Source organism: Gordonibacter massiliensis (ex Traore et al. 2017), from assembly GCF_019731765.1.
Lineage (GTDB): Bacteria > Actinomycetota > Coriobacteriia > Coriobacteriales > Eggerthellaceae > Gordonibacter > Gordonibacter massiliensis.
Map to the genome: position 1 here is coordinate 92,861 of NZ_JAASIO010000005.1, position 18,403 is coordinate 111,263.

General features: G+C 68.1%; 14 protein-coding genes. All 14 read left to right on the top strand.

What is annotated here, in order from left to right; all coding sequences use genetic code 11:
- Positions 1-167: 167 nt before the first annotated feature.
- The 14 genes from HCH03_RS07860 (at position 168) to rho (ending at position 18,309) form a co-directional block, all read left to right on the top strand.
- A complete protein-coding gene (locus HCH03_RS07860) occupies positions 168-2,318 on the top strand; it encodes a molybdopterin-containing oxidoreductase family protein (RefSeq protein WP_221689048.1) in 2,151 nt (716 codons plus the stop codon).
- A gap of 4 nt (positions 2,319-2,322) precedes the next feature.
- Positions 2,323-2,865 carry a 4Fe-4S dicluster domain-containing protein gene (locus HCH03_RS07865; protein WP_185904814.1) on the top strand — a complete coding sequence of 181 codons (543 nt, stop codon included), beginning with the start codon at positions 2,323-2,325 and terminating at the stop codon, positions 2,863-2,865.
- A 7-nt stretch (positions 2,866-2,872) separates the two neighbouring features.
- A complete protein-coding gene (nrfD, locus tag HCH03_RS07870; protein WP_080144968.1) occupies positions 2,873-3,754 on the top strand; it encodes an NrfD/PsrC family molybdoenzyme membrane anchor subunit in 882 nt (293 codons plus the stop codon).
- Positions 3,755-4,929: 1,175 nt separating this feature from the next.
- The gene (gene hisZ / locus HCH03_RS07875) at positions 4,930-6,681 is read left to right on the top strand and encodes an ATP phosphoribosyltransferase regulatory subunit (protein WP_221689049.1); all 1,752 of its coding nucleotides are present in this window, start codon (positions 4,930-4,932) and stop codon (positions 6,679-6,681) included.
- 3 nt (positions 6,682-6,684) lie between these two features.
- Complete coding sequence (gene hisD, locus HCH03_RS07880; protein WP_221689050.1) at positions 6,685-8,016, top strand: histidinol dehydrogenase; 1,332 nt, start codon at positions 6,685-6,687, stop codon at positions 8,014-8,016.
- Positions 8,009-9,097, top strand: a complete 1,089-nt coding sequence (hisC, locus tag HCH03_RS07885) for a histidinol-phosphate transaminase (protein WP_221689051.1) — start codon at positions 8,009-8,011, stop codon at positions 9,095-9,097. Before hisD ends, hisC begins: the two co-directional genes overlap by 8 nt.
- A 181-nt stretch (positions 9,098-9,278) precedes the next feature.
- A complete protein-coding gene (hisB, locus tag HCH03_RS07890) occupies positions 9,279-9,872 on the top strand; it encodes an imidazoleglycerol-phosphate dehydratase HisB (RefSeq protein ID WP_221689052.1) in 594 nt (197 codons plus the stop codon).
- On the top strand, positions 9,872-10,717 hold the full coding sequence (locus HCH03_RS07895; RefSeq protein ID WP_246599877.1) for an imidazole glycerol phosphate synthase subunit HisH: 846 nt from the start codon (positions 9,872-9,874) through the stop codon (positions 10,715-10,717). The genes hisB and HCH03_RS07895 overlap by 1 nt, the downstream gene beginning before the upstream one ends.
- 5 nt (positions 10,718-10,722) lie before the next feature.
- Positions 10,723-11,496 (top strand): 1-(5-phosphoribosyl)-5-[(5-phosphoribosylamino)methylideneamino]imidazole-4-carboxamide isomerase, encoded by a 774-nt coding sequence (gene hisA, locus HCH03_RS07900; RefSeq protein WP_080145343.1) that lies wholly within the window; start codon positions 10,723-10,725, stop codon positions 11,494-11,496.
- 176 nt (positions 11,497-11,672) lie between these two features.
- The gene (hisF, locus tag HCH03_RS07905; RefSeq protein WP_221689053.1) at positions 11,673-12,437 is read left to right on the top strand and encodes an imidazole glycerol phosphate synthase subunit HisF; all 765 of its coding nucleotides are present in this window, start codon (positions 11,673-11,675) and stop codon (positions 12,435-12,437) included.
- A gap of 214 nt (positions 12,438-12,651) precedes the next feature.
- Positions 12,652-12,969: a phosphoribosyl-AMP cyclohydrolase gene (gene hisI / locus HCH03_RS07910; protein ID WP_221689054.1), complete on the top strand. Its 318-nt coding sequence runs from the start codon at positions 12,652-12,654 to the stop codon at positions 12,967-12,969.
- A gap of 98 nt (positions 12,970-13,067) precedes the next feature.
- Complete coding sequence (locus HCH03_RS07915; RefSeq protein WP_221689055.1) at positions 13,068-15,626, top strand: EAL domain-containing protein; 2,559 nt, start codon at positions 13,068-13,070, stop codon at positions 15,624-15,626.
- A gap of 296 nt (positions 15,627-15,922) precedes the next feature.
- The gene (gene fsa, locus HCH03_RS07920) at positions 15,923-16,585 is read left to right on the top strand and encodes a fructose-6-phosphate aldolase (protein ID WP_185904804.1); all 663 of its coding nucleotides are present in this window, start codon (positions 15,923-15,925) and stop codon (positions 16,583-16,585) included.
- The gene (rho, locus tag HCH03_RS07925) at positions 16,582-18,309 is read left to right on the top strand and encodes a transcription termination factor Rho (RefSeq protein ID WP_221689056.1); all 1,728 of its coding nucleotides are present in this window, start codon (positions 16,582-16,584) and stop codon (positions 18,307-18,309) included. Before fsa ends, rho begins: the two co-directional genes overlap by 4 nt.
- The last annotated feature ends 94 nt before the right edge of the window (positions 18,310-18,403 follow it).

Below are 18,403 nucleotides of genomic sequence, written 5' to 3' on the forward strand. Positions count from 1 at the left end.
TAACTTTGCGCTTCGCTCCCAAGCTACCGGCAAACAGGGTACGTCCCCTCCTTCTCGTTGCCTATGCTCGGCCTGTGCGCGGTTGCCGTGCAGGGGGTTCGCGGGCATGCCGCAGGACGGTCATGCGCCCGGACGGATCTCGGTCGAGAAGGGAAGGGAGAATCGGTATGGCGATGACGGTTTCAAGGCGAAGCTTCCTCGCTGCGAGCGCGGGCGCGGTGGCGCTCGCCTCTGCGAGAGGACTTGCGGGAGCGGGGCCCGCTTTGGCGGCGGAAGGCTCCAAGGACGGTGCCGCCGACGACGAGCGCGTCACCACGTTGTGCGCCGGCTGCGGAAACAAGTGCGGCATGGCCGCGTACGTGCGGGACGGAAAGCTCAGACGGGTGGAGGGCCTCGCGTCCCATCCGTTCACCGGCGGCTACCTCTGCGGGCGCGGGCAAGGGTACCCTCGCGTCGCCTATGCGCAGGACCGCGTGCAGACCCCGCTCAAGGCCGACGGGGCGGGCGGGTTCGATCCGGTGTCGTGGGACGAGGCGGTGGCCGACATCGCCCGGCATATGAAGGACGCGGGCCCGCAGAAGACCGGCTGGTTCCAAGACGGCCGCGGCACGGACAAGTACTACACCCAGCGCCTCATGGCCGCGTTCGGCTCGGCCAACTTCTACGACGAGGGCGCGCTTTCCGACGTGGACATATCCACGGTCATCATGTCGGTGCTCGGCGCGTTCCCCGCGCCGAGCGCGGCGGAGTCGAAGTGCATCGTGCTGCTGGACAAGTCCTCTTACGAAGGCGTGCGCCCGGGCGAGATCGAGGAGATCATCAAGGCCCGCGACAACGGCGCGAAGGTGTACGCGGTCGATCCGCGTCTGTGCTCCTTCTGCTCGCTCGCCACCGAATGGGTGCCGGTGAAGCCCGGCTTCGAGCTGGCGTTCTTGCTGGGCGTCTCGTCCTTCATCGTGAAGAACGACCTGTACGACCACGCGTTCGTGGAGGCGAACGGCCACGGGTTCGAAGACTACGCCCGCGCGCTCGAGGCGTACCCGCTCTCGTGGGCGAGCGAGAAGACGGGCGTCGCGGCCGACAAGCTCGAAGAGGTGGCCCGCGCGCTGGCCGAGGCGGCGCCGCAGTGCTACGTCGACTTGCAGTGGGCGGGCACGCTGGGCACCGGTTACGCGAACAGCGCCGAGGAGATCCGCGCCCTGCTTCTGCTGAACGCGCTGCTGGGCAACTTCAACCAACCGGGCGGCCTCGTGTTCCCCGTGTCGCCCTGGCTCGGCCCCGACGCCCTCGACGCGTCGGTGTTCGTGCCCACGGCCAAGGTGACGACCCCTCCGGCAGGCGACGGCGACTTCTCCCTGACGCACGCCACCAGCTGCCAGGCGGGCCTGCGGGCCGGGCTCGAGGCTGCCGTGTTCTGCGAAGGCGACCCGCTCACCGACTGGCCCGACGCGCAAGGCACGGAGGCGGCGTTCAAGGCCATTCCGTTCAAGGTCGCCATCGCCACCTCGATGACGCCCACGGCGAAGGCGTCGGACTACGTGCTGCCCGCGCTCACGTACCTCGAGCGTCCCGGCATCGTGGACACGGCCACGGCGGTGACCTCGGTGGCAACGCTGCGCAACAAGGTGATCGAGCCGGTGGCGCCCGAGGCGAAGGCGGTGTACGAGATCGTGGTCGCCCTGGCCAAGCCGCTGGGGCTGGACGCGTACTTCTCGTTCTCGCTCGACGACTACAACGAGGCGCTGTGCAAGGCCTACGGCGTGTCGTACGACGTCCTGCGCAAGGAGAGCGTGGCCGAGATGCCCAAGTGCACGCTCGCGTACGGCACGATGCCGTTCATGATGTCGGCATCGAAGAAGATCGAATTCTCCTGCGACGCGTTCGCGGCGGCCGGGCGCAGCGCCACCCCCGCGTGGGTGGAGCCCGCCGTGCAGCCGGACGGCGACAAGGTGCGCCTCATCACGGGCGACCAGTTCACGCAGGTGCGCTCCTACACGCTCGCGTCCGACCAGCTGCGCCAAGACGCGCTCGACAACGGCATGGACCGTTTGTGGGTGAACCCCGCGGTTGCCGACAAGGTCGGCATCGCCGACGGCGACCGCGTCAAGGTGACGTCCGAGACGGGCCAGACCGTGGCCACGGCGAAGGTGACGGAGAAGGTGCATCCCGAGGCCGTGTACCTGCCGCCCCACTACGGGCGCGCCGACCTCGGGTTCGGCGCGAGCCTGCAGAGCCTGGTTCCGTGCCAGTACGAGCCCGGCACCGGCGCCGCCATGCTCAACGAAGTGCTCGTGACCCTGCAAAAGGAAGGTGCGTGATCCTATGACGCGATACGGAATGCTGGTCGACACCCGGAAATGCGTGGGTTGCCATGCGTGCCGCATGGCCTGCCAGCACCAGAACAACCTGCCGGCCGACGTGTCGTTCATCACGTTCCACGACCGGGAGAGCGGGGCGTTCCCCTCGGTGCGCACCGAAACGGTGCCCACCCAGTGCATGCAGTGCGACGACGCGCCCTGCGCGGCGGTGTGCCCCACCAAGGCGACGTACGTCGACGAGAACAAGACGGTGCGCGTGGACCGCGACCGCTGCATCGGCTGCCGCTACTGCATCGCGGCCTGCCCCTACGGGGCGCGGTCGGTCGATCCCGCCACCGGCATCGTCGACAAGTGCCGGCTGTGCGTGGCGAAAGCCGACCCGGCGAAGCACCCCACCAACTGCGTGAGCGCGTGCCCGGCGGGCGTGCGCATCTTCGGCGATCTGGACGATCCGAGTTCCGAGGTGTCGCGCGCCATCGCCGCCACAAACGCCCAGCCGCTCGCCAGCGATCTGCTGTCCCATGCCAAGTTCTATTTCGTGAGGTGATGATGACATGTCGTTCGAACCTGTATGGGGCGCCCCCATTATCTGGTACCTGTTCCTCGCCGGCCTCGGCGCCGGGGCCTTCGTGACGGCCGCGTTCTTGGCGTGGCGCCACCCCGACGCGCCCAACATGCGGCGCGTGGCGTACGTCATCGCGCCCATCGCGGTCGCGGTGGGGCTCGTGCTGCTCATGTTCGACGCGGAGGCGGGCCTGCACGACCCGCTGCGCTTCGCGTTGCTGCTGTCCAACGGCGTGTCGGTCATGACCTGGGGTGTGGTGTTCCTGTCCGTGTTCATGGTCGTGTCCGTCGTCGCGCTCGTGCTCAACGTGGCGAAGCGCAAGGTGCCCGCGTGGCTCAACATCGCAGGCGTGGTCGTGAGCGTGTGCGTGGCGGTGTACACCGGCGCGCTCCTGGGCGTGTGCCGCCCGTTCCCCCTGTGGAACAACGCGCTTTTGCCCGTGCTGTTCTTGGTGTCCGCCCTGTCCAGCGGCGCGGCCTCGGTGCTGCTCGTGTCGGTGTTCCTCCATGCCGAGGAGTTCAACCGCGTGGGCGTGCTGAAGAAGTTCCACTTCTGCCTGCCCATCATCGAGCTGGTGCTGGTGGCGTCGCTTCTGTTCGTGACCAGCTACAACTCGGATGCGGGATGGATGTCAGTCGCGTCGCTTCTGGCGGGTTCCTACGCGCTGCCGTTCTGGCTCGGGCTCGTGGCCGTGGGCCTGGTGCTGCCGACGGCGCTCGAGACGTGGCTTCTGTTCTTCAGCCCGAAGGAGTTCGAAGAGAGCCGCGGGGCCCACTACATCAGCGCCGCGTCGGACGTCGGCGTGGTCGTGGGCGGCTTCATGCTCCGCTTCCTCGTGGTGTCGGCGGCGCTGCCCATCCTGTTCCTGTAGCGGGCATCCTGGCAGACGAGACGACGGGGCTGCGCCGGGAGCTGCCTAGGCACGCGCTTCCGGCAACGCCCCGTGCTGCACGGGCTCTATCCCGAGCAGCGCCGCAAAACGACAAGCAACCTATGATGCGGGGCTGTATCAAAAGCGTCGTTTTCGCTCATCGTGCAGGGCAAGGGCAGAGCCCTTGCCCAACGGAATGGTCAATGCGAACGAGCGTTTTGGCGACTTTTGATACAGCCCCGCTTTGCCGGTCGGCTTCTTGTCATTCTGGGAGTTCGACAGTCCAGCGGCCCGTCGAACTCTCGAGCACGCAAAGCGGGCGCAGGGAGGCGCAGCGAAGCGGCGAGCCGAAGGCCGTCCCTTTTTGTCATCCTGAGCGGAGGCGGCGTGAGCCGCCGGAGTCGAAGGATCCCGTGCGGAGGCAGCCGAAAGCACCTCCGGTTGGCACCGCACGGGATCCTTCGACTCGCTTCGCTCGCTCAGGATGACAGCGCGCTGGCTTGCATAATGCCAATGCTGGTTTAACGGCGGACGAGCACGACTTCGGCACGAAATTACCGTTATGAACGATTTTTTGCACACCGAAAAATCGCGACCTGCGATTATATGAAGAAGCGCGTAAAAAAGAGACGCAAAATCGTTCATAACGGTAATTTCGTGCTATACGAAGGAACTTCCGCTGGTAAACCAAGATCGACACGCTCCTGCGCGGCACCTGACGACGGCCCGGCGCTGCGCAGCTCCGCTGCTATACCGCCCATTGACGCATTTCCGCGCGGCGCCCGATGGCGGCCTGGCGTTCCGCAGAGGCGAACGGGCATGGGTCAGTTTTGGTTTGACGGCGGAAAGCCTTTCCGCTCCGTTCCGTTCAATTAAAGCGAGAAACGCCTCGCGTACATTTACAGCGGCTTTCCCGCGCCTTCGGGAGAAATGGGGAAGGCGTGGAGGCGCGCGAACCTGGTTGCGAAGTATTGCTTTATCACTCTACTGTGCTAAAGTATAGCGACGCGATGCGGAACGGCTCGCGAGCCGCCGCCTGAGGGCGGCGCGGTGCTATCATCGGATCGCGCGCGTCGCGCCCTGCGCGTGCGCGGCCACGACTCGCGACGTCGACGCGGCCTGTGGCCGCGGAAAGCGCGCGGAACAAGACCAACGAGGGAAAGAAGCTCGAACCTATGAATTTCGTCACACCGGCCGGTTTTCGGGACGTGCTCACCGAGGAGGCGCAGCAGCGCGAACGCATCGTCCGCGCCGTGCAGGAGCGTTTCGCCGCGCGCGGCTACGCCCCCATCGAAACGCCCACGCTCGAGGTCATGGACGTCATGCGCGCGGGCGGCAGGCTGCCCGGCTCGGCATTTCGGTTCTTCGACTCGCGCGGCGACCTTCTGGCCATGCGTCCCGACGTCACCCTGCAGGTGGCGCGCATGGTGGCCACGCGCCTTGCGGGGCAGGAAGGGCCGTTCAGGTTCCGCTACATGCAACGCGTGTTCCGCGAGGCCGAGGTGGAGATGCAGGCCAAGGCGCGCGAGCTCACGCAGATGGGCATCGAGTGCATCGGCGAGGAGGGCCCCGAGGCCGATGCCGAGGTCGTGGGGCTTCTTGCGGAGGCCCTGGACGTGGCGGGCGCGCGCGGCTACACGCTGGCCCTGGCCACGGTGGGGGTGCTGCGGGCCTTGCTCGACGCGAGCGGCGCGCCGGCGTGGTGGAAAGAGCGCGTGCTCGACGCCTACCACGCGTCGAACTTCGTGGAGCTCGACCGCCTGACGGCGCCCGAGGGCGCGCTCCAGGCAGACGCGATGGACGCCGCCCGCGGCGAGCGTGCCGCCGTGCCGCCCGTGTTCGCGGCCGCCATCCGCGCGCTGCCGCGCATTCGCGGCGGGCGCGAGGCCATCGACGAGGTGCGCGCCCTCGTGGCGCCGCTGGGGTGCGAGGACGGCCTCGACGCGTTCGCGCGCACGTTCGATTTGCTGGCAGAGGCCGGCTTGGGGCGGCGCATCCTCGTGGACTTCTCGGTCATGAGCTCGTTCGACTACTACACGGGCATCGTGTTCGAGGCGTACGCTCCCGGCCTGGGCACGCCGCTCGGTAGCGGCGGCCGCTACGACAACATGATCGCCGCCTACGGCACCAGCCGTCCCGCCGCCGGCTTCGCGTTCTTCTTAGAACAGGCGATGGCCGCTGAATGTCATCCTGAGCGAGCGGAGCTTAGCGCCGCCTCCGCTCAGGACGCCAACCCGCGCCCCCTGCGCATCGCGGTTCCCAAGGGCTCGCTCAACGGCGACGCCATCGCGGCGCTCGCCGCGGCGGGGCTCGACGTGAGCGGCCTCGCCGATCCCGGCCGCCAGCTCATCATCAAGAACCCGGGCGTGGAGTACGTCATCGTGCGGCCCACCGACGCGCCCGCCTTCGTGGCGCTGGGCGCGGCCGACTGCGGCATCTGCGGAAAGGACTCGCTTTTGGAGGCCGACCCGGACGTCGTGGAATTGGTGGACTTGGGGTTCGGCGCGTGCCGCTTCGTGGTGGCCGAGCCGGCCGCCGCCGCCGGGGCCGCCGACGAGCGCTACCGCGAGCTCGGTTCCATCCGCGTGGCCACGAAGTACCCCGGCATCACGCAGGCCCACTACGCGCGCAAGGGCATGCAGGTGGAGATCGTGAAGCTCCACGGCAACATAGAGCTGGCGCCCTTGACGGGCATGGCCGAGCGCATCGTGGACATCACGGCCACCGGCACCACCCTGCGCGAGAACGACCTCGTGGTGGTCGAAGAGGTGCTGTCGTCGACCGCTCGGTTCTTCGCGAACGCCTGCGCGTTCCGCACCGACGCGCGTATCGTACAATTGACCCAGGCGCTCGCGCGGGCCTCCGAGGTCGCGCAGGCGCAGGACGGCCCCGCGCCCCAGGCGCAGGCGAGCAAGGATAAGGAGTAGCCCATGCGTCGTGTCATACTCGAGCCCGGCGAGGTTTTCTCGAACAAGCACCTCAAGCGCACCGGCGCGTTCAACGCCGCCGCGCTCACGGCGGCCACCGCCATCATCGAGGACGTGCGCGAGCGCGGCGACGCGGCTCTGCGCGACTACACGGAGCGGTTCGATGGGGTGCGCCTCGAGGACTTCCGCGTGCCGCAGCTGGCGATCGACGAGGCCGCAGCCTACGTCGACGACAAGACGGCGAAGGCGCTGCGCCAGGCCGCCGGCCAGATCCGCGACTTCCACGAGCGCCAGCGCCAGCAAAGCTGGTTCACCGTGCGCGAGGACGGCGCGCTCGTGGGCTCGAAGGTGGAGCCGCTGGAGTCCGTGGGCATCTACGTGCCCGGGGGCCGCGCGCTCTACCCCTCCACCGTGCTCATGAACGCCCTGCCCGCCGCCGTAGCCGGCGTGGAGCGCATCGTGTGCGTGACGCCGCCCGCGAAGACGGGGAAGCTCGACCCGGCCATCCTCTACGCGTGTCGCCTGGCGGGCGTCACCGAGATCTACGCGGTGGGCGGCGCCCAGGCCGTGGCCGCGCTCGCCTACGGCACGGAGTCCATCGAGCCCGTGGCGAAGATCACCGGCCCCGGCAACGCCTACGTGGCGGCCGCCAAGAAGGTCGTGTCGGGCGATGTGGGCATCGACATGATCGCCGGCCCCTCCGAGGTGTGCGTGGTGGCCGACGCCACGGCCGACCCGGCCCTTGTGGCCATCGACCTCATGGCGCAGGCCGAGCACGACCCGCTGGCCTCGTGCTACCTGGTCACGTTCGACGCCGCCTACGCCGACGAGGTGGAGCGCGCCATCGAGCGCCACCTGGAATCGTCCACCCGCGCCGAGATCACCGCCGCGTCGCTGGCCGATCAGGGGCTCGTCGTGGTGTGCGACGGCATCCCCCAGGCCCTCGAAGCCGTGAACGTCATCGCGCCCGAGCACCTGGAGCTGCATCTCGACCACGCCTTCGACCTCTTGGGCGCCATCCGCAACGCGGGCGCCATCTTCCTGGGTGCCTGGACGCCGGAGGCCGTGGGCGACTACGTGGCCGGCCCGAACCACACGCTGCCCACGGGCGGCACGGCCCGCTACGCCTCGCCGCTTTCGGTGGACGAGTTCGTGAAGAAGTCGAGCGTCATCCAGTACTCGCCGGCCGCGCTCGCGCGCGACGCCGACGCCGTCACCACCATCGCGCGCCACGAGGGTTTGTGGGCGCACGCCATGAGCGTGGAGATGCGCCAGAACCTTCTGCGCACCGGCAACGTGTTCGGCGACGAGGGAGAAGGCGGCTCGGATGCGTAGCGTATGCGCGTCGGCCCCCCAGTTGGCCGACCTCGAGCCCTACGACCCGAAGTACCTGCCCGCCGACGCGTTCCTCTCGGCCAACGAGAACCCGCACGACGTGGACAAGGACGTGCGCCACGAGATCATGCGCGAGGTGAAGCGCGTGAACCTGAACCGCTATCCGGACCCGCTGGCCAACGACCTGCGCGACATGATCGCCGAGGCGAACGGACTCGATCGCGACCAGGTGCTCGTGGGCAACGGCGGCGACGAGCTCTTGTTCAACCTGGCGCTCGCGTGGGGAGGTCCGGGCCGCACGTTCCTGAACATGCCCCCCACGTTCTCGGTGTACGACGCCAACGCGCGCCTCACGAACACCACTGTGGTGAACGTGCCGCGCACCGCCGACTTCCGCATCGACGAGGAGGCCGTGCTCGCCCGTGTGGCCGAAGGCGGCATCGACTACCTTATCGTCACGAGCCCCAACAACCCTACGGGCGAGTTGGCGGGCGAGGAGTTCATCTGCCGGCTGCTCGACGCCACCGACGCGCTCGTCATGGTGGACGAGGCGTACTTCGAGTTCTCGCGTCTGACGATGCGTCCGTACCTGGCGCAGCACAAGAACCTGGTCATCCTGCGCACGTTCTCGAAGGCGTTCTCGCTTGCGGGCGTGCGCATGGGCTACATCCTGGGGGACGCCGAGGTGGTGCGCGAGTTCGCGAAGGTGCGCCAGCCGTACTCGGTCGACGCCGTGTCGCAGGTCGTCGCGCGCGTCGTGTACGCGAACCGCGCGAAATTCGAGCCCGGCATACGCGCCATCATCGAGGAGCGGGCGCGCGTCATCGACGGCCTCAAGCGCATCCCCGGCGTGAAGCCGTACCCGTCGGACGCGAACTACGTGCTGTTCCGCATGGAGAACGCGGGGCAGATATGGGAGATGCTCTACGGGCGCGGCGTGCTCGTGCGCGACTTCTCGCGGGCCCCGTATTTGGAGAACTGCCTGCGCGCGAGCATCGGCTCGCCCGAGGAGAACGACGCGTTCTTGCGAGCGCTGCGGGACGCCGTGATGGGCAAGTGCGATTTGCAACTGTCATCCTGAGCGGAGCGCCGTAGGCGCGGAGTCGAAGGATCCCGCGCGGAGCCAGCAGGAGAGCGTCAGAGCGAAGCCCCCAGCCTGTCACCCTGAGCAAGCGAAGCCCCCAGCTTGTCATCCTGAGCGAGCGAAGCGAGTCGAAGGATCTCGCCCCGGAGGCAAAGCACGTCGAGAGAAAGAGACGACTATGAACCAACGAACCGCCGAGATACGGCGCACGACGAACGAGACGGACATCGAGATCTCCGTGAACCTTGACGGCACGGGCGCGGTGGACGTGGAGACGGGCATCGGGTTCTTCGACCACATGCTTGCGGCGTTCGCCCGCCACGGCCTGTTCGACCTGAAGGTGCGGGCGCAGGGCGACTTGGAGGTGGACGGGCACCACACGGTGGAAGACACGGGCATCGTGCTGGGGCAGGCGTTCGCCCGGGCGCTCGGCGACAAGCGCGGCATCCGGCGGTTCGGCTCGCTCGCGCTGCCCATGGACGAGGCGCTCGTGCTGGCCGCCTGCGACCTGTCGGGCCGCGGCCAGCTGCACTGGGACGTCGCCGTGCCGCCGGTGATGATCGGCGCGTTCGACGCGACGCTCGCCAAGGAGTTCTTCATCGCGTTCGCCGCAAATGCGGGCGCGACGTTGCATGTGCGCAGCTTGGCCGGCGAGAACGCGCATCACATCGTGGAGGCGTCGTTCAAGGCCGCAGCCCGCGCTCTGCGCGAGGCCGTAGAGCCCGACGCCCGCTTGGGCGACGCGCTGCCGTCCACGAAAGGCAGCCTGTGATGGCCTGCCGCATCGCCGTCGTCGACTACCGCAAGGGCAACCTGAAAAGCGTGGAGCGCGGCTTGGTCGCGGCCGGTGGGGACGCGTTCGTCACCGACGACGCGGCCGCCATCGCGCGCGCCGACGCCGTGGTGCTGCCGGGCGTGGGCGCCTTCGCCGACGCGTCCGCCACCATGCGCGAGCTGGGGCAGATGGAGGCCGTGCGCAACCGCATTGTGGTCGGCGCTCCGTTTCTGGGCATCTGCCTGGGCATGCACCTCCTGTTCGAGGAGGGCACCGAGGGCGCGCCGCAGGAAGACGACGAAACGTCCACCCACAACGCCCCCGGCCTCGCCGTCCTCCCCGGCGTCGTGGCCGCCATGCCCCGCACCGACGCCGAGGGCCGCGCATATAAGGTACCCCACGTGGGATGGAATACCGTCACCCCGCCGGCCTATCCCGCCGGAGGAACGATTGGCGCAAGGCTGTCTGGCCTAGAAAGCGAGCTGACGGGGGCGACGGTGCCCACCAAGCGAGTTCCGCACGAGCCGAAGCGTCCCGCGGACGCTTCGTGCGAGCCAGGACTGCCGAGCGACTGGGCATCGCCGTCCCCGTCAGCGGCGCAGGTCGGTTTCACCTGCCCGTTGTTCGCAGGCATTCCGGCGGGGGAGTACTTCTACTTCACGCACAGCTACATCGCGCCCACCGGGCCGTTCGTCGTGGCGGAGACCGCGCACAGCGTGACGTTCCCCTGCGCCGTGCAGTACCGCGACACGGCGTTCGGCGTACAGTTCCATCCCGAGAAGAGCTCGGACGCGGGCGCGGCCGTGCTGCGCAACTTCGTTTCCATCGTGAAAGGGGCGTGATCGCCGTGCACCTGCTTCCCGCCATCGACATCCTGGGCGGCAAGGCCGTCCGCTTGGCCAAGGGCGACTACGACCGGGTGACGGTCTACAACGACGACCCCGCCGCGCAGGCGCAGCTGTTCGAGGAACAGGGCGCCACGTGGCTGCACGTGGTCGACTTGGACGGAGCGCGTTCGGGCAGCCCCGACAACATAGCCATCATCGAGCGCATCCTGGCGAAGACGCTGCTCAAGGTGGAGGTGGGCGGCGGCATCCGCTCCATGGACACCGTGCAGCGCCTCTACGACGCGGGCGTGTCGCGCGTCGTTCTGGGCACGAGCCTCGTGACCGATCCCGCTTTCGCCGAGGCCGCCATCGCGCGTTTCAAGGACCTGCTCGTGGCCGGCATCGACGCCAAGGGCGGCGAGGTGGCCGTGGCCGGTTGGCGCGAGGGCTCGGGCGTGGCCGCCGAGGAGCTGGCGCGGCAGATGGCCGAGCTGGGTTTCCGCCATCTCGTGTACACCGACATCGCGCGCGACGGCATGCAGACAGGCATCGATCCGGCGGCCTACGAGCGCATGGCGGCCGCGTTCGGCCATCCCGTGACCGCGTCGGGCGGCGTGGCGGGCCTCGACGACATCGAGGCGCTCGGCCGCGTGGCGGACTGCATCGAAGGCGTCATCGCCGGCCGCGCCGTCTACGAGGGCGCGCTCTCGGTGGCCGACGGCGTGCGCGCCTGCGAAGAGGCCACTCGCGCCGCCGACCGCGCCCGCGCGCAAGCCAACCCTTGCGGAATGTGAGTCTTGCATGTTCGGCAAGGTCAGCGAGCGGGTTTTTCGCGAGCTCGATTGCCGTGAAGGCTCGATGAAGCGTGCCTTGGGCACGTGAGGAGAACCTGGAGCGGCAAGCGTGCCGCGAAGAACCCGAGCAGCGTCGGCACGTCCGTCGTTGCGTCAGCGACGACGGAAGGACGGTCATGCTAGCCAAACGAGTCATCCCCTGCATGGACGTGAAGGACGGACGCGTGGTCAAGGGCGTCAACTTCGTGAACCTGCGCGACGCGGGCGACCCCATCGAGCTCGCGCAGCGCTACGACGAGGAGCGGGCCGACGAGGTCATCTTCCTGGACATCACGGCCACGAGCGACGACCGCGCCACCACGGTGGATCTGGCCAGCCGCGCGAGCGAGCGGCTGCACCTGCCGTACTGCGTGGGCGGCGGCTTCCGCAGCGTGGCCGACATCCGCACGATGATAGCCGCCGGCGCCGACAAGGTGTCGGTGAACTCGGCCGCCGTGGCGAACCCCGAGCTCATCACGCAGGCGGCCGCCGCGTTCGGCACCCAGGCCATCCTCGTGGCCGTCGACGCCAAGCAGGTGGCAGGCAACCCGAACAAGTGGGAGGTCTACACCCACGGCGGGCGCACGGCCACGGGCATCGACGCCGTGGCGTGGGCGGCCGAGGCGGCCCGGCGCGGGGCGGGGGAGATCCTGCTCACCAGCATGGACCGCGACGGAAGCCGCGACGGCTTCGACTGCGCGCTCACCCGCGCCGTCGCGCGCGCCGTGAACATCCCGGTCATCGCGTCGGGCGGGGTCGGCAAGCTGGAGCATTTCGCCCAAGGCGTCATCGAGGGCGAGGCCGACGCCGTGCTGGCCGCCAGCGTGTTCCACTTCGGCGAGCTCACCGTCCGCCAAGTGAAGGAGCACATGCGCGCCCAGGGCATCCCCGTGCGGTTGTAGCTGGTCGTTTGACGCCTCCGTTTCATAAAAGGGAACATTTGTTACGCTCTACGCGATATCAACAAGCCGATGGGCGTCAGCGAGTATCGGCTGGCCGAGGTGCTGCCGGAGGACTTCGCCGATTTGCTGCCCTCGCCGGAGGACATCGAGAAACGGTTGTAAACTGAAATTGTGCAACAGCTGCTGCACAATCGAACCAGCAAGGAGCGACGCTATGAACGTACCCGACCTAAACTACAACGAGGCCGGCCTTATTCCCTGCATCGTGCAGGACGCCGACACGCTCGAGGTGCTCATGATGGCGTGGATGAACGCGAAGTCGCTCGAGCTCACGCTCGAACGCGGCGAGACGGTGTTTTGGAGCCGAAGCCGCCAGGAGCTCTGGCACAAGGGCGCCACGTCGGGCAACGTGCAGAGGCTTGTGGAGCTGCGTTACGACTGCGATGCCGACACGCTGCTCGCGCTCGTGCATCCGGCCGGTCCCGCCTGCCATACGGGCGCGCCGACCTGCTTTTTCCGCTCGTTCGGCTAGGTTTTCCGATAAAAAGAGAAAAACTCGTTGTCCTCTCTGAGTTCCGCGCGCATAATTAGAGTGATTCTGTAGGAGATGAGGGCAATGGGAAGGACCTCATGGATGCGCCGTCGTTGAAAGCGCTGGAGCACGAGAACGCCGAACTACGCGAAAGGCTCAACGACGCGCGCCGCTACGACGGGCTCACGGGCCTGCTCTCCAAGGGCGCGTTCTGCGACGTCGTTTCAACCGCGCTCGACCGGTCGTCGTCCGAGCGGCACGTTATCGTCTGCTTCGACATCCGCCGGTTCAAGCTGGTAAACGATCTGCACGGCCTTGAGGAGGGCGACGAGCTCCTGCGCTCTTTCGCCGGCGCGCTCAAGCATCGCTTCGCGGACGTTGCGGGCTCGTTCGTGGGCCGCCTCGGCGGCGATCTGTTCGTCGTCTTCGCCCCCGCCATGACGATCGGGGAGGTGCAGCGGGCGCTTGACGACGTATGCTCCGCCTGTCCTGAACGATTCGACCCGACGGCTGTTGCGGGCATCTACCGTATCGAGGACCGAGGGCTGCCCGTGGCGCTCATGTGCGATCGCGCCATGATGGCGCTGCGCACGGTGAAGGAGAGCTATTTCGGCCGCGTCGCCGAGTACGAGCCGGGGCTGCGCGACGCGCTCGTGGAGGAGCGCGCGCTGCTCGACGGCATCGAGGTCGCCCTCGACGAAGACCAGATCGAGCCGTTCTTCCAGCCCAAATGCAACATCCGCACGGGCAAGATCGTGGGGGCCGAGGCCCTCGCGCGCTGGCGCCATCCCGAGCGCGGCATCGTCCCGCCGGCCGAGTTCGTCCCGCTGCTCGAGCGCAACGGGTTCATCCGCGCGCTCGACGTGCGCGTGTGGGAGCGGACGGCCGCTTGGATCGCCCAGTTGGTGGCGCAGGGGATCGAGCCCGTGCCCGTGTCCGTGAACGTGTCGCGTGCCGACGTCGACGGCATGGACGTGTGCGCCACGCTCACCGGCATCGTCGAGCGTTACGGCATCGACCGGTCGCTCATGGAGGTCGAGATAACGGAAAGCGCCTACGCCGACCGACGCGATTCGATCATCGAAGCGTCCGACGAGCTCATGGCCGAAGGGTTCGTCGTGCTCATGGACGATTTCGGCAGCGGCTACTCGTCGCTCAACATGTTGAGGGACATCAACGTCAACGTGCTGAAGATCGACATGCGCTTCCTCGACCGCACCGACCGGCGCAGCCGCGACATCATGGAATCGGTCGTCCATATGGCCCGCTGGCTCGACCTTCCCGTCATCGCCGAGGGCGTGGAGACCGACGAGCAGGTGAGGTTCCTGCTCGACGTGGGATGCGTGTTCGCGCAGGGGTTCCGCTTCTATCGGCCCATGGACGCCGCCTCGTTCGCCGCCCTGCTCGCCGAGGGCGACAACGTCGAGCGCGTCACGCTGAGCGAGCGGTTCGACACAGAAGGCTCTTCCGTGTTCGATTTCAAGGACCTGCTGCACGAGGATGTGATCAGCGACCGCATGCTCACCAACATCCTGGGCGCCGTGGCGCTGTTCTCGCTCGACGGCGCCTCCCTGCGCGTCCTGCGCGGCAATCCCGCCTACCGCGACCTCGTCGAGTGGGACGGCGAGGGCGGAACGGCCCGCGCCGACGTTCTGGACCGCGTGCACGAGGACGACCGGCCCCTGCTGCTCGACGCCGCCCGTCGCGCGCGCACCGCGCACGACGACGAGGGCGTCGAGGTCACGGTGCGCCGTACGGCGGGCAGCCGCACGAAGTGGCTCGAACTGCGGCTGTTCCACCTGTACGCCTCCGGCGACGCCGACGTGCTCTACGGCGGCGTTTCCGACGTGACCGAACGCATGGAGGACGTGGAGGCGCTGCGCATGAGCGAACGTCGCTTCGAGATAGCCATGGAGGCCTCCGGCCTCGTGGTGTTCGAGCTCGACATCCCCACGCGCACGGCGCGCTACTCCGCCTACGTGCAGAACGCGTTCGGGCTCGACGCGACCGTGGCGAACGCGCCCGAGGGCTTCATCGAGCAAGGGTCGGTGGACGAGGTGTCCGTCGGCGACTTCCGCGCGCTGTACGAGCGCATCTTCCGGGGCGACAGCCGCTCGTCGACCGTCGTGCGCGCGCACATGGCGGACGGCTCCACCGTGTGGAACCGCATCACGCTCATAGCCGTGGAGAACGAGCGCGGCAAGGCCACCAAGGCCGTGGGGTTGGTGGAGAACATCACGCGCGAGAAGGAGATGGAGCTCTCCCTCAGCCAGCGGGGGCTCGTTCTGAGCGAGGCGAACCAGCGGGTGCTCGCGCGCCTGCTCGAGGGAACGGTGACGTTCGGGGCCATCGGGCGCTATCTCGAGCGCGACTTCCCCCTGTACTTCCTCACCGCGGAGATGCTCGCCTTGCTCGGCTACGGCACGTACTCCGAGCTCATCGAGGCCACGGGCGGCATCGCCCACGTGCTCGCGCGCGTCGACGACCTGGAGGAGCTCGAGCGCGGCATGCTGGAGCTCAAGGTGGGGGAGGGCTACCGCATCCGCTACTCGTTCGTCTGCAAGGACGGCTCCCTGCTGCCGGTGGAGGAGCGCGGCTTCGCCGTCGAAGCGGAGGACGGGCGCCCCGCCATCATCGGGCTGTGCATGGTGCTTTAGAGCCGCGCCGGCGTGTTGAGCAACTCCCGCCGTACCGAACCGTACCCGTCCCTCCATCGCAAATCCACGTTCCCCGCTCCGCATTGCTTGATCGAGGCGGGGATATGCGCTACCATAGACCGGTATCAAATCCCCGCACCGAACACGAACGCGCACGTCGACTTCCGACGTGAAGGCGTGGTGCGCCAAGGAAGAAAGACAAGCCTCATCGCTTCGAACCCCAAACCCCGCACGGAATCTATGCGCGCTCTCGCGTGCATTCCCATATCGTTAAGCCCAACCATAAGGAGGACTAGGTGAAATTCTTTCTGGACACCGCCGATCTCGCCGAGATCGAAGAGGCGGCCAGCTGGGGCGTGCTCGCGGGCGTGACCACGAACCCGACGCTCTACGCGCGCACGGGCGGCAAGCTCGCCGATTTCCACAACCACATCAAGCGCATCTGCGAGCTGGTGGACGGCCCCGTGTCCGCCGAGAGCGTGGCCATGACGCGCGACGAGATGGTGCGCGACGGCCGCGAGCTGGCCGCGCTCGCCGACAACGTGGTGGTGAAGCTGCCCACCACGATCGAGGGCCTGGCCGCCACCAAGCAGCTGGCCAGCGAGGGCATCCCGGTGAACATGACGCTGTGCTTCAGCGTGCCGCAGGCCATCATGGCCGCCCGCGCCGGCGCCCGCTACATCAGCCCGTTCGTGGGCCGCTTCGACGACATCTCCGAAGACGGCCTCGGCCAGCTGAACGACGTGGTCGCCGCCGTGAACAACTACGATTTCGGCCACGACGTGGAGATCATCGCCGCCTCCGTGCGCAGCGCGAACCACGTGGCCCAGGCCGCCCTCATGGGCGCGGACATCGCCACGGTGCCCTTCGCGGCGCTGAAGAAGTGCGTGCAGCACCCGCTCACCGATCGCGGCCTCGACGCCTTCATGAAGGACTGGGAGAAAGTGCAGAACGCATGAGCGACAACGAAGCAGCTACCATGACCGCCGAGGCGCCCGCGGCGAGCAAGCCGACGCGCCGCCGCTCCACGAGCGTGAACGCCAAGGCGCCCGCGGCGAAGGAGCCGGCCGCCAAGGCCGCGGCGAAGACTCCGGCCGAGAAGCCCTCCGAGCCGCAGGCCGACGGCGGCGCCCCCGCCGCGCATGCCGGCAGAACGCCGCGCAAGTCCGTGAAGGCCGGCGGCACGTCCGCCCCGCAGCAGGGCTCCGGCACCGCCAAGCGCCCCGGTCAGAACTCCAGCGGCCGCAGCAACGCGAACGCGGGCCAAAGCGGCGGCAACCGCCAGAAGCAGAACAACAACCAGCGCCAGAACGCCTCCGGCGGCAAGCAGAACAACAACAATAACAACCGCCGCCAGCGCCGCCCGCACGACAACAACCGCGGTCCCCGCGAGGTGCAGCCCAGCGTGTCGCGCGACGATCTGACGAAGCTCAAGGTCGCCGAGCTGCGCGAGAAGGCCGCCGAGCTGGGCGTGGACGCCACGGGCCTGAAGAAGGCCGAGCTCGTGGAAGCCGTGTTCGAGGCCAGCGTGAAGGCCGAGGGCTTCATCGAGGTGTCGGGCATCCTCGACATCCTGGCCGACGGCTACGGCTTCTTGCGCACGCAGGGCTACCTGCCCAGCGAGTCCGACTGCTACGTGGGGCTTTCCACCATCCGCCGCAACGGCCTGCGCAAGGGCGACCTCGTGACCGGCCAGACGCGCCCCGCCCGCGAGAACGAGAAGTACGCCGCCATCCAGAAGGTCACGGCCGTGAACGGCACGCCCATCGAGGAATGCGGCAACCGCGTGCGCTTCGGCGACCTCACGCCGGTGTATCCCGACGAGTGCTTCCACATGGAGCACGGCAAGAGCACCGTCACGGCGCGCGTCATCGACCTCGTGTCGCCCATCGGCAAGGGCCAGCGCGGCCTGATCGTGAGCCCCCCGAAGGCCGGCAAGACCACCGTGCTGAAGGACATCGCGGCGGCCATCAGCGCGAACAACCCCGAGGTGCACCTCATGTGCCTGCTTGTGGACGAGCGTCCCGAGGAAGTGACCGACATGGAGCGCTCCATCAAGGGCGAGGTCGTGTCCTCCACGTTCGACATGCCCACGGAGAACCACATCGCCGTGGCCGAGCTCGTCATCGAGCGCGCGAAGCGGCTCGTGGAGTGCGGGCGCGACGTGGTCGTGCTGCTGGACTCCCTCACGCGCCTGGCGCGCGCCTACAACCTGGCGCAGCCCGCGTCGGGCCGCATCCTGTCCGGCGGCGTGGACTCCACGGCGCTCTACCCGCCGAAGCGCTTCCTGGGCGCCGCCCGCAACATCGAGAACGGCGGCAGCCTCACCATCCTGGCCTCGGCGCTCATCGACACCGGCTCCAAGATGGACGAGGTCATCTTCGAGGAGTTCAAGGGCACGGGCAACATGGAGCTCAAGCTCGACCGCAACCTGGCCGACCGCCGCATCTTCCCGGCCATCGACCCGGTGGCGTCCGGCACCCGCAAGGAGGAGCTGCTGCTCGATCCGCAGGAGGCACCGCTCATCTGGGCCGTGCGCCGCATCCTGTCGAACACGAACAACACCGAGCGCGCCATGGACATGCTCATCAAGTCGCTCAAGCAAACCGACACGAACCAGGAGTTCCTGTTGCGCACGGCCAAGAAGGCCCAGCACAGCAAGGGCGACGCCATAGAGATCTAGCGAGCCGGCATGCAGCCGTCAAGCGCCCGTCAGGCGCGTCCGGGCTGCCCCGGCCTATAATGGAACCGCTGTGGGAACCGCATCCGTTCGGGTG

Bases quoted from the DNA above. Each gene is read 5' to 3' on its own strand.
- HCH03_RS07860 (WP_221689048.1), top strand. From the start codon at position 168: ATGGCGATGACGGTTTCAAGGCGAAGCTTCCTCGCTGCGAGCGCGGGC.
- HCH03_RS07865 (WP_185904814.1), top strand. From the start codon at position 2,323: ATGACGCGATACGGAATGCTGGTCGACACCCGGAAATGCGTGGGTTGC.
- nrfD (WP_080144968.1), top strand. From the start codon at position 2,873: ATGTCGTTCGAACCTGTATGGGGCGCCCCCATTATCTGGTACCTGTTC.
- hisZ (WP_221689049.1), top strand. From the start codon at position 4,930: ATGAATTTCGTCACACCGGCCGGTTTTCGGGACGTGCTCACCGAGGAG.
- hisD (WP_221689050.1), top strand. From the start codon at position 6,685: ATGCGTCGTGTCATACTCGAGCCCGGCGAGGTTTTCTCGAACAAGCAC.
- hisC (WP_221689051.1), top strand. From the start codon at position 8,009: ATGCGTAGCGTATGCGCGTCGGCCCCCCAGTTGGCCGACCTCGAGCCC.
- hisB (WP_221689052.1), top strand. From the start codon at position 9,279: ATGAACCAACGAACCGCCGAGATACGGCGCACGACGAACGAGACGGAC.
- HCH03_RS07895 (WP_246599877.1), top strand. From the start codon at position 9,872: ATGGCCTGCCGCATCGCCGTCGTCGACTACCGCAAGGGCAACCTGAAA.
- hisF (WP_221689053.1), top strand. From the start codon at position 11,673: ATGCTAGCCAAACGAGTCATCCCCTGCATGGACGTGAAGGACGGACGC.
- hisI (WP_221689054.1), top strand. From the start codon at position 12,652: ATGAACGTACCCGACCTAAACTACAACGAGGCCGGCCTTATTCCCTGC.
- HCH03_RS07915 (WP_221689055.1), top strand. From the start codon at position 13,068: ATGGATGCGCCGTCGTTGAAAGCGCTGGAGCACGAGAACGCCGAACTA.
- rho (WP_221689056.1), top strand. From the start codon at position 16,582: ATGAGCGACAACGAAGCAGCTACCATGACCGCCGAGGCGCCCGCGGCG.